A 14,047-nucleotide genomic window follows, 5' to 3' on the forward strand; every position below is an offset into this window, starting at 1 on the left:
CGGCAACCCCTCTACTTTGCCACATGCCCCGGCGGCGAGGAAAATCCGCCCCGGTCCAGCGTCGCCCGGTCCCGCTTGTCGAGCGTCTCCGGGGCCAGCGCGCCGATCATGTCGGGGCGCCGGGCCGCGGTCCGCAGCAGAGACTCGTCCCGCCGCCAGCGGTCGATCCTGGCGTGGTCGCCGGAGCGCAGCACCTCGGGCACGTCCAGCCCGCGCCAGCTCGCCGGCTTGGTGTAGAGCGGTGCCTCCAGCAGCCCGTGCGCGTGCGACTCCTCGTCCAGCGACCCGGCGTTGCCGAGCACGCCGGGCAGCAGCCGGGTGACCGCCTCCAGGATCACCAGCACGGCCACCTCACCGCCGAACAGCACGTAGTCGCCGAGCGAGACCTCGGTCACCGGCATCCGGGTCGCCGCGTGGTCCAGCACCCGCTGGTCGATGCCCTCGTACCGGCCGCAGGCGAACAGCAGGTGCGACTCGGCGGCCAGCTCGTGCGCCAGGGCCTGGGTGAACGGGACGCCCGCGGGCGACGGCACGAGCAGCCGGGGCAGCGTGTGCCCGTCCGGGCTCAGCTCGCCGGGCGCCAGCGCGTCCAGCGCCTCGCCCCACGGCTCGGGCCGCATGACCATGCCCGGACCGCCGCCGTAGGGCGTGTCGTCGACCGTGCGGTGCACGTCGTGGGTCCAGGTCCGCAGATCGTGTACGGCCAGCCGCAGCGTGCCGTTCGCCCGGGCCTTGCCGATGAGCGAGAGATCCAGCGGGGCGAAGTACTCGGGGAAGATCGACACGATGTCGACGCGCATGCGGTGGCTCCAGCTAGAGGTCGAGCAGACCGCCGGGCAGGTCGACGACGACGCGACCGCCGGCCAGATCCACCTCGGGCACGATCGCCTTGACGAACGGGACCAGCGCGGTACGCCCCTCGGGGCGCCGCAGCACCAGCATGTCGGACGCGGGCGCGTGGTCGATGCGGGCGACCTCGCCCACGTGCTCGCCGTCGCGGGTGACCACGGTGAGCCCGACCAGCTGGTGGTCGTGGAACTCCTCCGGGTCCTCCGGCGGGGCGACGTCGGCGCTGTCCACGCCGAGCAGCGTGTTGCGCAGCGCCTCGGCGACGTCGCGCTCCAGCACGCCCTCGAAGGCGACGAGCAGGCGGCCCTGATGCCAGCGGGCCGACTCGACGGTGAGTGTCGGCGGCACCCGCCAGGCGCCGGGCTCCGACGGGGTGACCCCCGGCTCGGTGGTCAACACCGAACCGGGGGCGAACCGTGCTTCGGGCTCGTCGGTACGCACCTCCACGGTGACCTCACCGCGGATGCCGTGCGGCTTACCGATCCGGCCGACGACGAGAAGCATCAGTACGAGTCGACGATGTCGACGCGTACCCCACGCCCGCCGATGGAGCCGATGACCTGGCGCAGCGCCTTGGCGGTCCGGCCGGACCGCCCGATCACCGTGCCGAGGTCCTCGGGGTGCACGCGGACTTCGAGGCGCTTGCCCCGACGGGAGTCGACCATGCGCACCCGGACGTCGTCCGGGTGGTCGACGATGCCCTTGACCAGGTGCTCCAGAGCGGGACGCAGCGGCATGTCAGGCCTGCTCGCCGGACTCGGCACCGGTCTGCTCCTCGGCCTTGGGGGCCTCGGCCTCCGGCTTGGCGGCCTTCTTGGCCGGCTTCGCCGGGGTGTCCGCCACGCCGGCGGCGGCCTTCGCCTCGGCCTCGTACGCCGCCTTGCGGTCGGCCCGCTCGGGGGCGACCTTCAGCGGCGGCGGGGCGGGCAGGCCCTTGAACTTCTGCCAGTCACCGGTCAGCTCCAGCAGGCGCTGCACGGCCTCGCTCGGCTGGGCGCCGACCGAGAGCCAGTACTGGACCCGCTCCGACTTGACCTCGATCACCGAAGGGTCTTCCTTCGGCTGGTACACACCGACGAACTCGATCGCGCGACCGTCACGCTTGGTGCGCGAGTCGGCGACGACGATGCGGTACTGCGGGTTGCGGATCTTGCCCATCCGCAGGAGCCGGATCTTTACGGCCACAGTTGTTTCGCTCCTGTTGCGATCTCACCGGCCCGTACGGGCGGTGTGGCGGGTGAGCGCCGACCGGCACAGTGGGGTTTGGGCCGGAGACTGCTCGGTGAACTGGCGACGCGCCCGGGTTAGAGGGCGCCGGACGCGCGCCGGATACCAGCGACCCATTCTGCCAGATCCGGCCCGGAACTCTCACACCGGACCCGGACACCACGCCCGGGGCGGGGCGGGCCGTGACGGAGGACACCGGTTCAGCGCACCGGCGGGCGGTCCCACCCCGGCGGAAGTTCGTCCGGTACGTCCCATTCCGCGGGTGGAGTGAAGTCGCACCAGGTGCCGTCGAACGGGAACTCGCCCGCCTCGGCGATCCGGATCACCCGCTCGCCCTCGGCGCGTACCGCCTTCTCGTCGGTGACCCAGTAGTGCTCCGGGAACGCCAGCCGCTCGGCGAACTCGTCCTCGTCCTTCCACTCCCAGCTCAGGTCCGGGTGGACCACCACGTCGAGGTCCTGGTCGACCATGTCGACCCCGGCCACCGCGCCGTCGTCCCAGCGGACGCCGGGCTCCTCCAGGTTCACGTACCAGTTCTGGAAGCGCCCTGCCGCGTCGCGGAACCACCAGACCGAGTGGGCCGCGCCAGTGGGCAGGAACTTCAGCACCGGGGGACCGTTCCACAGCCCCTGCGCGAGCCGGTAGGACGACGTCACCCACTCGGCGAACGGCACGGCCCGCATGCCCAGGCCAGCCTCCGTCACCTCGTGCGCGACGGGCGCCGTCCGCGCCACCCAGAGCAGCAGGCCACGCTCGTCGTCGGAGACCACGCGGGCCGACCGGACCCAGCCGATCCGGCCGTGCCGCACGTTCCGATGCAGGATCAGCCGCCCCGGCGCGAACCGGCCGGCCGGATCGCCGGGCCGCATCTCAGTACGCGCGGGCGAGGATCGCCACCAGGTCGGGCTCGTCCTCCGAGTCCGGCACCGAGCCGTCGGCGCGCACCAGGCAACGGACCGTCACGCCCTGGCCGTTCGCCTCGGCCTCGCCCTCGACGCCGACCGCCGACCACGGCACCCGCGCCCAGCCGGTGGCGGACGCCTCGATCGCCTCGGCCAGCGTCGACACCTCGACGGTGCGGGACCGGCGGAACTCCAGCGCCTGGTCGTGCAGCGCCCGCTGGTCGGCCTCCAGCGCGGCCAGGACCGCGCCGACCACGTCGGCGACGGGCGTCGGGGCCTTCGAGCCGTCCGTACGCCGGACCACCACGGCGTTGCCGGCGGCCAGGTCACGCGGGCCGACCTCGACGCGGACCGGGTAGCCGCGCAGCTCGGCGTCGACGGCGCGGCGGCCGAACGCGGTGTCGGTCCGGTCGTCGAGCGCCACCCGCACCCCGGCGTCCCGCAGTGCGTCGTGAAGCTTCCGGGCCGCCTCACCGACGCCGTCGCCGTCCTTGACGATCATCACGTACGCCTGGACCGGCGCCAGCTTCGGCGGCACCCGCAGCCCGTTGTCGTCGCCGTGGCACATGATCAGGCCGCCGAGCATCCGGGTGGACGTGCCCCAGGAGGTGGTCCACGCGTGCTCCCGGCCGCCCTCGGCCGAGGAGTAGCTGATGTCGAACGCCTTGGCGAAGTTCTGGCCCAGCTCGTGGCTGGTGCCCAGCTGGAGCGCCTTGCCGTCGCCCATCATGCCCTCGCACGTGTACGTGGCGGTGGCGCCGGCGAAGCGCTCCCGGGCGGTCTTCAGGCCGACCACGACCGGGATGCCGAGCACGTTGACCATCAGGTCCTCGTACGCCTCGTGCAGGATCCGCCGGGCGTAGGCGCGGGCGTCCTCACGGGTCGCGTGCGCGGTGTGCCCCTCCTGCCAGAGGAACTCACTGGTACGCAGGAAGATCCGCGGGCGCAGCTCCCACCGGACCACGTTGGCCCACTGGTTGAGCAGCAGCGGCAGGTCGCGGTACGAGTCGATCCACTTGGCCATGAACTCGCCGATGACCGTCTCGCTCGTGGGGCGCACCACCACCGGCTCGGCGAGCTGCTTGCCGCCACCGTGCGTGACCACTGCCAGCTCCGGCGAGAAGCCCTCGACGTGCTCGGCCTCCCGCTTGAGGTAGCTCTCCGGGATGAACAGCGGGAAGTACGCGTTCTCCGCGCCGGCCGCCTTGATCCGGGCGTCCATCTCGGCCTGCATCCGCTCCCAGATGGCGTAGCCGGCCGGTCGGATCACCATGGTCCCCCGGACCGGGCCGTTGTCGGCCAGCTTCGCCTTGGCGATCAGGTCCTGGTACCAGCGGGGAAAGTCCTCCGCACGGGGAGTGAGCACGCGTGCCATGACCGCACATCCTATGCGTCCCGTGACGGGTCGCCGCAGCCGGGCGCGCCCGCACTACCATCTGCCGTCATGCTCTCCCCCAGCCCCGACCCGGCGCCGGCGCCGGCGCTGGCGCCGCTCGCCGCCCGCTGGGTGGCCTGGGTGGCCGCCCACCGCCAGCCGGTCAACCCGCTCAAGGACACCACCGGCCGGCACGGCGGGCGCCACCAGCCAGACGACGTGTGGTTCCTCGCCGGCACGCAGGGCGGCGGGGTCGCCCGGCGTTGCGTGGTGCCGGCGGGTCGCCCCCTGTTCTTCCCGGCGATCTGCTGCTGGCGGGTCGGCCGCCGGGACGGCCCGGTCGCGCCGATGCCCCACGCCGGCGGGCACGCCGAACTGGACGGGGTCGCGGTGCCGGTGCGGCCGGCGGGCTCCCCCGCCTCGTTCCCGGTACGGGGGTTCTTCAACAACGTCGTCACCGCGTGGCCGTGGCCGGTGCACGTCTCCTGCTGGGGCCTGTGGGGTCTGGTGCCGCCACCCGCGCCGGGGACGCACCACCTGACCTTCGGCGGCCACGACGACGGAACGTTCCGGGTCGAGGCGGAGTACGAACTCGAGGTGCGCTGACGAGCGCCCGTAGACTTCGATCACCATGCCTAAGCCGAGGAATGTCACACCGGTGCGCGAGTCGATCGTCGACGCCGCCCGTTCGCTGACCGTCACGACCGGCTGGGCCGGGGTCCGGATGGGCGCCGTCGCGAGCGCGGCGGGGGTGAGCCGGCAGACGGTCTACAACGAGTTCGGCACCAAGGCGGGCCTGGGCGATGCGCTGGCCCGGCACGAGGTGGACCGGTTCGTCGGCCAGGTCCGGTCCGCGCTCGACGAGCACGACTCGGACGTCCGCGCGGCCGCGTACGCGGCGATCCACCGCACCCTCGCCTCGGCCGCCGAGAACCCGCTGGTCCGGGCGGTGCTGACCAGCACCCGGGGCGGTTCGGAGGAGCTGCTGCCGTACCTGACCACCCGGTCCGAACTGGTGCTCGCCGAGGCCGCGGCGGCGCTGCTGGAGTGGACCGGGCACCGCCTGCCGGACGCCGACCCGGCGGCGCTGGCGTTCGCGGCGGACAGCGTCGTACGCCTGGTGGTGAGCCACATCGTGCTGCCCGGCGGCCCGGTCGAGGAGACCGCCGACCGGCTGGCCGACCTGGCGGTGCGCCTGTTCGTGATGGCGGCGACCGCCCGCTAGGCCCGCCGCCCGCGACGGCCGCTCAGCGGACGACCCGGCCGCGCAGCACGATCCGGCTGGGCGCGCGGACCACGCGCAGGTCGCGGCGCGGATCCTCGGGGTAGACCACCAGGTCGGCGAGGCCGCCCTCGACCAGCCCGGGGAAGCCGAGCCACTCGCGGGCCCCCCAGGAGGCGGCCGCCAGCACGTCCGGGGCGGACATCCCGGCCTGCTCGTGCAGCAGCAGCATCTCCTCGGCCGCCAGGCCGTGGTCGATGCCGCCGCCCGCGTCGGTGCCGACGTAGATCGGCACGCCCGCCTCGTGCGCGGCGCGCACCACCTCGGGGAAACGGTCCCGCAGGGCGAGCATGTGGTCGGCGTACCCGGGGAACTTGGGCCGGGCCTGCTCCGCGATGTGGCCGAACGTCCGGATGTTGATCATCGTGGGGACCAACGCGGTGCCCTGCCGGGCCATCAGGTCGATCAGGTCGAGGCTCAGCCCGGTGCCGTGCTCCACCGAGTCCACCCCGGCCCGCACCATGATCTCCACGGCCGACTCGGAGAAGGTGTGCACCGCCGCGCGTACCCCGGCGGCGTGCGCGGCGGCGACCGCCGCGGTCATGGTGTCGGCGTCCCAGGCCGGCGCCAGGTCCCCCACCCCCCTGTCGATCCAGTCGCCGACCAGCTTGACCCAGCCGTTGCCGGCCGCGGCCTGCGCGGCCACCGTCGCGGCCACCTCCGCGGCGCCGACCTCCACGCCGATGTCGCGCAGGTAGCGCTTCGGCGGCGCGACGTGCCGGCCCGCGCGGGACAGTCGCGGCAGGTCCGGCTCGTCCTCCAGTTCGGGGTACGGGTACGGCGAACCGGCGTCGCGGATCGCCAGCACGCCCGCGTCCCGGTCGATCCGGGCCAGCTCCCGGGCCTGGTCGAGCGAGGTGATCGGGCTGCCGCCGCGGGCGATGCCGATGTGGCAGTGCGCGTCGGTCAGGCCGGGAAGGACGAAACCGCCGTCGGCCACCGTCTCGGCACCGGGCACCGGTTCGAAGGTGACCCGGTCGCCGACCAGCCAGACGTCCCGGACCTCGTCGTCGGGAAGGAACACACCGCGCACGTGCAGAGCCATGTGCACAGTCCTACCCGATCAGTCCTCCTCGCCGGCGAGCAGGTCGTTGCGCCGCGCGGTCAGCGCTGGCAGGTCGACCGAGACCTTCCAGGGCCGCTCGGTGACGAACAGGTCCTCGGTGTGTGCCAGTTGCTCGTACTCGCGGGCGGCGCCGTCGAGCGTGTACTCGGTGAGTGCGATCCGCTCGTGCTGCGGATCCACCACCCAGTAGGAGCGGACCCCGGAGCGGGCGTAGACCTTCGCCTTGTCGTACAGGTCGCGGAAGTGCGACGTCGGCGAGACGACCTCGACGGCGAGCAGCGCGTCCTCGACCGGGACCGGCGACCGGGCGGCGTGCTTGCGCCGGATCACCACCACGTCCGGGCGCGGCTCGTTGCGGCGGTCGACCCGCATGGACAGGTCGATGCTCACCAGGAACTCCGGCGGGCAGTTGACCTCAAGCGCGAGCAGGAGACGGACACACAGGTCCTGGTGCAGGGCGGTGGGCGACGGCACGATCAACCTTCCGTTGATCAGTTCGTACGGAAGGTCCTTGGGCAGTTCGCCCAGGTCGTCGACCGTCCACTCGTGCCGCTCCGGCAGGATCGGGGCCGCGGTCATGACATCTCCTTCCAGGGGGCGAACTGACCCTAGGTGATGATCACATCGCCCACCGTCACCGACACGCTAGCGGGCGCCCTTGTCGCCGCCCTTGCCCAGCTTGTTGAAGTCGATCTTCGGGAGCTTGAAGCCCGGCGGCAGGCCCTGCCCACCGGCCAGGTCGCCCGGGTCCAGGCCCGGCGGGAGCTGCGGCATGCCGCCCGGGAAGCCGCCCGGCATCCCGGCGCCGGTACGCGGCCGCCCGCCGCCCTTGGTGCCCTTGCGCTTGTTCTTCGGCGACTTGGTCGCCTTGCGCCGGCCACCGCCGGGCAGGCCCATCATGCCGCCCATCTGCTTCATCATCTTCTGCGCGTCGGCGAAGCGGTTGAGCAGCTGGTTGACGTCCATGACGGTGACGCCGGAGCCGCCCGCGATCCGGGCCCGGCGGGAGCCGTTGATGATCTTCGGGTTGGTGCGCTCGGCCGGGGTCATCGACCGGATGATCGCGGTGACCCGGTCGAAGTGCTTGTCGTCCAGCTCGGCGAGCTGGTCCTTCATCTGCCCCATGCCCGGCATCATGGCCAGCACGTTGGCGATCGGGCCCATCCGCCGGACCGCGATGAGCTGGTCGAGGAAGTCCTCCAGCGTGAAGGTCTCCCCACCCATCAGCTTGGCGGTCATCTTCTCCTTCTGATCGGAGTCGAAGGCCGCCTCGGCCTGCTCGATCAGAGTGAGGACGTCGCCCATGCCGAGGATCCGGCTGGCCATCCGGTCCGGGTGGAAGACGTCGAAGTCCTCCAGCTTCTCGCCGGTGGAGGCGAACAGGATCGGCTGGCCGGTCACCTCGCGGACGGAGAGCGCGGCGCCACCGCGGGCGTCGCCGTCGAGCTTGGACAGCACCACGCCGGTGATGCCCACGCCGTCGCGGAACGCCTCGGCGGTGCGCACCGCGTCCTGACCGACCATGGCGTCGATGACGAAGATGACCTCGTCGGGCTGGACCGCGTCGCGGATGTTCGCGGCCTGCTGCATCATCTCGGTGTCGATACCGAGCCGGCCGGCGGTGTCGACGATGACGATGTCCCGGGCGGCGCGGCGGGCGTGCTCGATCGAGTCGCGGGCCACCTGCACCGGGTCGCCGACGCCGTTGCCGGGCGCCGGGGCGTACACCTCGACGCCGGCCCGGCCACCGAGCACCTGGAGCTGCCCGACGGCGTTGGGACGCTGGAGGTCGGCGGCGACGAGCAGCGGCTGGTGGCCCTGGCTCTTGAGCCAGCGGGCCAACTTGCCGGCGAGCGTCGTCTTGCCGGAGCCCTGGAGGCCGGCCAGCATGATCACCGTCGGGGGGTTCTTGGCGAACTGGAGCCGCCGCCCTTCGCCGCCGAGGACGTTGATCAGCTCCTCGTTGACGATCTTGACGATCTGCTGCGCCGGGTTGAGCGCCTGGGAGACCTCGGCGCTGCGCGCCCGCTCCTTGACGTTCGCGATGAAGCCCTTGACCACCGGCAGGGCGACGTCGGCCTCCAGCAACGCCATCCGGATCTCGCGCGCGGTGGCGTCGATGTCGGCGTCGGTGAGCCGGCCCTTGCCGCGGAGCTTGGTGAAGATCCCGGACAGGCGGTCACTCAAGGTGTCAAACACGCGAACATCCCGTTTGTCGTTTTCGGCGGGCACATGCTGCCGGGCCGGTGGTCCAACCCACCGTTAGGGTATCCCGCCGCCTACCCGCCCGCTCCGGCCCGGCGGCCCGTTCCGCTACACGGCGGCCAGCACGGCGGCCTCGATCCGGGCCCGTTCCTCGTCCGAGGGCCCGCCGCCGACCAGGTAGAACGTGTCCACCACGTCGCCGCCGAGCGTCGAGATCCGGGCCGCGCGCACCTGGGCGCCGGCCTCGTCCAGCGCACAGGTCACCCGGTACAGCAGCCCGGCCGCGTCGGCGGCCCGCAGCTCCAGCAGGACCGCGTCGGTGGCCGCCTCCCGGTGCCAGACCACCCGGGGCGCGGCGCCCTGGCCGCGCGCGGCGAGCGCCCGCCCGCGCAGCCGCTGGATGACCGAGACGTCGCCGCCGACCGCGCGGCGCAGGTCGGCGCTGAGCGCGATCGGCTCCGGGGCCAGCCCGTAGCGCGGCTGCACCCGGCACTCGACCAGGGCCCGGCCGTCGACGGTGGCGGCGTCCGCGGAGATCACCTCCAGGCGGTGCAGCGCCAGGCAGCCGGCGACTGTGGCGAGCAGCCCGCGCCGGTCGGCCGCGGCCACCGACACCCGGTCCTCCCCCAGGTGTACGACCGGCAGCGGCCCCGCCACCAGCGCCGGGTCCGGAGCCGGCGGGGCGGGCACCACGCCCGTGTCCAGCGTGGTGCGCACCCGGCTCACCAGTTCGGCGATCAGCCGGCCCTTCCAGCCGGACCAGGCGGCCGGGCCGGTGGCGGCGGCGTCGGCGCGGACCAGGGCGTGCAGCAGTTCCAGCGTGCCGGTGTCGCCGACGCGCCCGGCGACCCCCGCGATGGTCTTCGGGTCGGACAGGTCGCGCCGGGTGGCCACGTCGGGCAGCAGCAGGTGCAGCCGGACCAGTGTGCCGATGAGCGCCGCCTCGTCCGGCGGCAGCCCGACCCGGGTGGCGACCGCCTCGGCCAGCGGCGCGCCCACTGTCGAATGGTCGCCGGGCAGTCCCTTGCCGATGTCGTGCAGGAACGCGCCGAGCAGCAGCAGGTCCGGCCGTTCCACGTCGCGGGTGTGCCGGCTCGCCTCGTACGCGGTCTGCACCAGGTGCCGGTCGAGCGTGAACCGGTGCACCGGGTTGTGCTGGGGCAGGCTGCGCATCCGGGTCCACTCGGGCAGCCAGCGGTCGATCAGCCCGTACCTGTCGCAGGTCTCCCAGGCGGGCACCAGGCCCGGACCGGCGCCGAGCAGGGTGACCAGCGCGGCGCGGGCCGCCGGTGGCCAGGGCGCGGGCAGCGGCGGGCAGTACGCGGCCAGCCACTCGCAGGTGGCCCGCGCGATCGGCAGCCGGGTGGTGGCGGCCGCGGCGGCCACGCGCAGCGACAGGCTCGGGTCGGGGCGGGCCCCGATGGCGGTGCGGGCGAGCACCAGTTCCCCGTCCTGCTCCACCACGTCCCGGGCGACCGGGCGGCGCAGCGGACGGCCGGGCGCGGCGCGGTGCCGCCCGGAGCGGAGCCGGTCGGCGGCCCGCCAGGCGTCGTCGAGGGCGTGGCTCACCGTGCGGGCGTCGCCGGCCACCAGCCGCAGCAGCGCGTCGCCGTCCTCGGCGCCGAGCAGGCGCGCCACGCCGTCGCGTTCCTGGGCGACCAGGCGGTCGACCCGGCGGCCCACCTGCTGGTGCAGCGCGTCGCGGGTGTCCAGCAGCCGCCGGTGTGCCGCGTACACGGCCGGGCGGAGCGCGTCGGTGACTCCGGCGGTGGCGATGGCGCGCAGGATGCCCACGTCGCGCAGCCCGCCGGCCGCCTCCTTGAGGTCGCCTTCGAGCAGGAAGGCCAGTTCGCCGTGCGCCTCCCAACGGGCAGCGGTGATCTCGCGCAGGCCGGGGAGCTGGCGGATCGCGGTCCGCCGCCAGTGGTCGGTGGCGGTACGGGAGAGCTGGTCGGTGAGCGCCGGGTCGCCCGCCACGTGCCGGGCGTCGAGCAGGCCGAGGGCGACCTTGACGTCGTCCTGGGCCACCGACAGCGCCTCGGCGACGGTGCGCACCGAGTGGTCCAGCCGCAGTCCGGCGTCCCAGATCGGATACCAGAGCGACGCGGCCAGCTCGTCGATGCCGGGCACGCCGGCGTGCAGCAGCACCAGGTCGAGGTCGCCGTAGGGGGCGCACTGGCGGCGGCCCAGCCCGCCCACCGCGACGAGCGCGACGCCGTCCCGGTCCGGGAAGGCCCGGCACAGCCAGGCGTCGAGCGCGTCGGCCCGCGCGGACCGGGCGGCCGCGCCGATGCCCCCGGGTACGCCGACGACCTCGTTGACCACCGCCTGGCCCTCGGAGGGGCCGGAGGCGGTGGTCAACGAGGTCATGTCGGCGGATCCGGCGATCAGAGGGCGTCGAGCCCGCGCTCGCCGGTACGCACCCGGACGACCTCCTCGACGCCGGTCACCCAGACCTTGCCGTCGCCGATCTTGCCGGTCCGGGCGGCGCCGACGATCGCGTCCACGATCTTGTCGACGTCCATCTCGTCGGTGAGCACCTCGACCCGGATCTTGGGCAGGAACTCGACCGTGTACTCGGCACCCCGGTAGACCTCGGTGTGCCCCTTCTGCCGGCCGTAGCCCTGGACCTCGCTGACGGTCAGCCCGGCCACGCCGAGCGCGTGCAGGGCCTCCTTCACCGCGTCCAGCTGGTACGGCTTGATGACCGCGGTCACCAGCTTCATGTCCAACCCCTCCATCCCAGGAACGTTAACCGGCGACCTTCTCGCTGACCGGCGCGGACTCGTCGGTCTCGACGGCGGGCTCCGCGGCCGGCTTGCCGGCGCCGATCCCGGCCATCGCGAACGCGCCACCGCTGCTGCCCGTGGTGGGCGACAGGTCGTAGCCGCTCTCCGCGTGCTCGGCGATGTCGATGCCGTCGACCTCGGCCTCGGCGGAGACCCGCAGGCCGATCGTCTTGTCGATCACGAAGCCCAGGACGAAGGCGACCACGAAGGAGTAGACGCTCACGATCAGCGCGCTGATCGCCTGCTTGCCGAGCAGCGAGGCGTCGCCGCCGACGAACAGGCCGTCGGTCTCCACCAGCGAGCTGACCGAGGCGGTGCCGAACAGGCCGATCCAGAGGCAGCCGATCCAGCCGCCGACGAAGTGCACGCCGACCACGTCGAGCGAGTCGTCGTAGCCGAGCCGGTACTTCAGGCCGACCGCGAGGGCGCAGACCGCACCGGCCACCACGCCCAGCAGCACCGCTGCGGCCGGGGTGATGAACGCACAGGCCGGGGTGATCGCGACCAGGCCGGCGATGGCGCCGGACGAGGCGCCGACCAGGGTCGGCCTGCCGTCGCGCAGCCACTCCACCACGATCCAGCCGAGCAGCGCGGCGGCGGTGGCGACCTGGGTGTTGATGAACGCCAGCGCGGTGACCCCGTCGGCGGTCAGCTCGGAGCCGGCGTTGAAGCCGAACCAGCCGAACCACAGCAGCGCGGCGCCGAGGGCGACCATCGGGACGTTGTGCGGCTTCATGCTCTCGCGCGGCCAGCCGACCCGCTTGCCGAGCACGAGCACCAGCGCGAGCGCCGCCGCACCGGCGTTGATGTGCACAGCGGTACCACCGGCGAAGTCCAGCGCGCCGATGTCGCCGCCGATCAGCCCGCCGCCCCAGACCATGTGGGCGACCGGGAAGTAGACCAGCGTGGCCCAGCCGAACGCGAACAGCAGCCAGCCGGCGAACTTCACCCGGTCGGACAGCGCGCCGCTGATCAGTGCCACGGTGATGATCGCGAACATCATCTGGAAGGCGATGAAGACGTAGATCGGGATGCCGGTCTCGCCCCACAGGTCGTTCTCGCCGACGAAGGTCTTGGTGCCCAGGTACTGGCCCAGGTCACCCCAGAACTTGCCGCCCTCGCCGAAGGCGACGGTGAAGCCGTAGAAAAGCCACAGGATGCTGACGAGCCCGATGGACGAGAAGCTCATCATCATCATGTTCAGAACGCCCTTGGACCGGTTCAGGCCGCCGTAGAACAGCGCGAGACCGGGGGTCATGAGCAGCACGAGGGCAGTCGAGACAAGCAACCAGGCAGTGTTCCCGGTGTCGATCTCCACGCTGCCTCCTCTCGTTGTCGTATTCCTCCCTCCGACTGAGACCTGGCAGCATCGCCCGTCAGCCGGTTGCGCGGAAGCTTTGTCGCCGGCTGTTTCCTTCAGCGACACCGCGCGATTTCCGACGCGTGACGGGTTGTTTCCGGCGTGTGAAGAACGCCGATCTTGGTCAGCGGAGCGCGTACTCCAGCTGGTGCCGCTCGTAGTCGAGCAGCCGCAGGTCGCGCATAGGGCGACGCAGGTGACCCTTGTGGACGATCCGGACGAACGCCGGCTCACCGGCGGCGGCCATCCGCCGGATGCCCTCGACGTGGTCGACGATGCGCTTGCGGATGGTCCGGATGAGGCGGTGCCGGTCGCGCGGGATCAGCCCGTACGCGTCGGCGAACAGCCGCAGCCGGCGCGGCCGGTCCGGGTGCTTCCAGCCGAGCGTGACCGAGTCGCGGTCGGAGAAGATCGGCACCCAGGTCCAGGCCGCGTACGCCACGTCGTAGATGCGGGCGCCGGGCGAGGCGAGGTCGAAGTCGATCAGCCCGAGCGTGCCGTCCGGCCGCCAGATCACGTTGTGCGGCGCGGCGTCGTGGTGGCAGATGACCTCGGTGTCCGGCGGGGGCGGCCCGAACGAGCGCCAGACCGCGCCGGGCGGCGGGGTGAAGCCGTACTGCGCGTCGTGAAACATCCGCAGCATGGTGGCCACAGTCACCAGGGCCTCGTCGGTGACCCAGTGCGGGGCCAGCGGGTACTCCCCGCACTCCCCCTCCAGGTACGACAGGACCTCCCGGTTGCGCTCGTCCATGCCGAGCGCCCGGGGCGCGCCGGTGAATCCGACGTACTCCAGGTGGCGCAGCAGCGCGTGCACGGAGGGCGTCCACGGGCCGGCGTTGCGCCGGACCGTGTCTCCCACACGGACCACTGTGCTCACGTTCCCGCCGTGCAGCGGGATCTCCTGCGAAGTCACGTACGGTCTCCCGAGGCGTGGCGACGGGTGGCTGGGGTCGCGCCACCCCGCGTAGGCGCGATCGTCAGTCGTCACGGGA

General features: G+C 72.9%; 15 protein-coding genes. 2 read left to right on the forward strand and 13 right to left on the reverse strand.

Features of this window, described 5'->3' with window-relative positions:
• Window positions 1-11: 11 nt before the first annotated feature.
• The 6 genes from trmD to proS form a co-directional block, all read right to left on the reverse strand.
• The gene (gene trmD / locus M8C11_RS10505; RefSeq protein ID WP_030269961.1) at window positions 12-800 is read right to left on the reverse strand and encodes a tRNA (guanosine(37)-N1)-methyltransferase TrmD; all 789 of its coding nucleotides are present in this window, start codon (window positions 798-800) and stop codon (window positions 12-14) included.
• Window positions 801-813: 13 nt separating this feature from the next.
• Window positions 814-1,353, reverse strand: coding sequence for a ribosome maturation factor RimM (gene rimM, locus M8C11_RS10510; RefSeq protein WP_030269963.1), 540 nt, complete (start codon window positions 1,351-1,353; stop codon window positions 814-816).
• On the reverse strand, window positions 1,353-1,613 hold the full coding sequence (locus tag M8C11_RS10515) for an RNA-binding protein (RefSeq protein ID WP_026268109.1): 261 nt from the start codon (window positions 1,611-1,613) through the stop codon (window positions 1,353-1,355). Before M8C11_RS10515 ends, rimM begins: the two co-directional genes overlap by 1 nt.
• A complete protein-coding gene (gene rpsP, locus M8C11_RS10520; protein ID WP_120571174.1) occupies window positions 1,588-2,034 on the reverse strand; it encodes a 30S ribosomal protein S16 in 447 nt (148 codons plus the stop codon). The genes M8C11_RS10515 and rpsP overlap by 26 nt, the downstream gene beginning before the upstream one ends.
• Before the next feature lie 242 nt (window positions 2,035-2,276).
• A complete protein-coding gene (locus M8C11_RS10525) occupies window positions 2,277-2,945 on the reverse strand; it encodes a DUF402 domain-containing protein (protein ID WP_120571175.1) in 669 nt (222 codons plus the stop codon).
• A 1-nt stretch (window position 2,946) separates the two neighbouring features.
• Window positions 2,947-4,353 carry a proline--tRNA ligase gene (gene proS / locus M8C11_RS10530; protein ID WP_128136372.1) on the reverse strand — a complete coding sequence of 469 codons (1,407 nt, stop codon included), beginning with the start codon at window positions 4,351-4,353 and terminating at the stop codon, window positions 2,947-2,949.
• A 69-nt stretch (window positions 4,354-4,422) separates the two neighbouring features.
• Between proS and M8C11_RS10535 the strand changes: the two genes are divergently transcribed.
• Together M8C11_RS10535 and M8C11_RS10540 are read left to right on the forward strand one after the other, a co-directional pair.
• Window positions 4,423-4,959 carry a hypothetical protein gene (locus tag M8C11_RS10535; RefSeq protein ID WP_252449412.1) on the forward strand — a complete coding sequence of 179 codons (537 nt, stop codon included), beginning with the start codon at window positions 4,423-4,425 and terminating at the stop codon, window positions 4,957-4,959.
• 25 nt (window positions 4,960-4,984) lie between these two features.
• Window positions 4,985-5,578, forward strand: coding sequence for a TetR/AcrR family transcriptional regulator (locus M8C11_RS10540; RefSeq protein ID WP_252449413.1), 594 nt, complete (start codon window positions 4,985-4,987; stop codon window positions 5,576-5,578).
• Between the two features lie 22 nt (window positions 5,579-5,600).
• Here M8C11_RS10540 and M8C11_RS10545 read toward each other — a convergent pair whose 3' ends face one another.
• The 7 genes from M8C11_RS10545 to M8C11_RS10575 form a co-directional block, all read right to left on the reverse strand.
• The gene (locus tag M8C11_RS10545) at window positions 5,601-6,680 is read right to left on the reverse strand and encodes an amidohydrolase family protein (protein ID WP_252449414.1); all 1,080 of its coding nucleotides are present in this window, start codon (window positions 6,678-6,680) and stop codon (window positions 5,601-5,603) included.
• An 18-nt stretch (window positions 6,681-6,698) separates the two neighbouring features.
• Window positions 6,699-7,280 carry a Uma2 family endonuclease gene (locus M8C11_RS10550; RefSeq protein ID WP_208577172.1) on the reverse strand — a complete coding sequence of 194 codons (582 nt, stop codon included), beginning with the start codon at window positions 7,278-7,280 and terminating at the stop codon, window positions 6,699-6,701.
• 66 nt (window positions 7,281-7,346) lie between these two features.
• Complete coding sequence (gene ffh / locus M8C11_RS10555; RefSeq protein ID WP_252449415.1) at window positions 7,347-8,900, reverse strand: signal recognition particle protein; 1,554 nt, start codon at window positions 8,898-8,900, stop codon at window positions 7,347-7,349.
• Window positions 8,901-9,014: 114 nt separating this feature from the next.
• The gene (locus M8C11_RS10560; protein ID WP_252449416.1) at window positions 9,015-11,276 is read right to left on the reverse strand and encodes a [protein-PII] uridylyltransferase; all 2,262 of its coding nucleotides are present in this window, start codon (window positions 11,274-11,276) and stop codon (window positions 9,015-9,017) included.
• Between the two features lie 17 nt (window positions 11,277-11,293).
• Window positions 11,294-11,632, reverse strand: a complete 339-nt coding sequence (locus tag M8C11_RS10565; protein WP_013284578.1) for a P-II family nitrogen regulator — start codon at window positions 11,630-11,632, stop codon at window positions 11,294-11,296.
• 25 nt (window positions 11,633-11,657) lie between these two features.
• Window positions 11,658-13,013 (reverse strand): ammonium transporter, encoded by a 1,356-nt coding sequence (locus tag M8C11_RS10570; RefSeq protein WP_308212737.1) that lies wholly within the window; start codon window positions 13,011-13,013, stop codon window positions 11,658-11,660.
• Window positions 13,014-13,179: 166 nt separating this feature from the next.
• Window positions 13,180-14,043 carry an aminoglycoside phosphotransferase family protein gene (locus M8C11_RS10575; protein WP_175438700.1) on the reverse strand — a complete coding sequence of 288 codons (864 nt, stop codon included), beginning with the start codon at window positions 14,041-14,043 and terminating at the stop codon, window positions 13,180-13,182.
• Between the last annotated feature and the right edge of the window lie 4 nt (window positions 14,044-14,047).

Origin of the sequence: Micromonospora sp. CPM1 (assembly GCF_023896895.1) — a bacterium.
GTDB classification, from domain to species: Bacteria; Actinomycetota; Actinomycetes; order Mycobacteriales; family Micromonosporaceae; genus Micromonospora; species Micromonospora tulbaghiae.

Excerpts from the sequence above, each read along its gene's own strand:
- M8C11_RS10560 (WP_252449416.1), bottom strand. The coding sequence starts at position 11,276 with ATGACCTCGTTGACCACCGCCTCCGGCCCCTCCGAGGGCCAGGCGGTG.
- M8C11_RS10535 (WP_252449412.1), top strand. The coding sequence starts at position 4,423 with ATGCTCTCCCCCAGCCCCGACCCGGCGCCGGCGCCGGCGCTGGCGCCG.
- rimM (WP_030269963.1), bottom strand. The coding sequence starts at position 1,353 with ATGCTTCTCGTCGTCGGCCGGATCGGTAAGCCGCACGGCATCCGCGGT.
- M8C11_RS10550 (WP_208577172.1), bottom strand. The coding sequence starts at position 7,280 with ATGACCGCGGCCCCGATCCTGCCGGAGCGGCACGAGTGGACGGTCGAC.
- trmD (WP_030269961.1), bottom strand. The coding sequence starts at position 800 with ATGCGCGTCGACATCGTGTCGATCTTCCCCGAGTACTTCGCCCCGCTG.
- M8C11_RS10565 (WP_013284578.1), bottom strand. The coding sequence starts at position 11,632 with ATGAAGCTGGTGACCGCGGTCATCAAGCCGTACCAGCTGGACGCGGTG.
- M8C11_RS10525 (WP_120571175.1), bottom strand. The coding sequence starts at position 2,945 with ATGCGGCCCGGCGATCCGGCCGGCCGGTTCGCGCCGGGGCGGCTGATC.
- M8C11_RS10545 (WP_252449414.1), bottom strand. The coding sequence starts at position 6,680 with ATGGCTCTGCACGTGCGCGGTGTGTTCCTTCCCGACGACGAGGTCCGG.
- M8C11_RS10540 (WP_252449413.1), top strand. The coding sequence starts at position 4,985 with ATGCCTAAGCCGAGGAATGTCACACCGGTGCGCGAGTCGATCGTCGAC.
- proS (WP_128136372.1), bottom strand. The coding sequence starts at position 4,353 with ATGGCACGCGTGCTCACTCCCCGTGCGGAGGACTTTCCCCGCTGGTAC.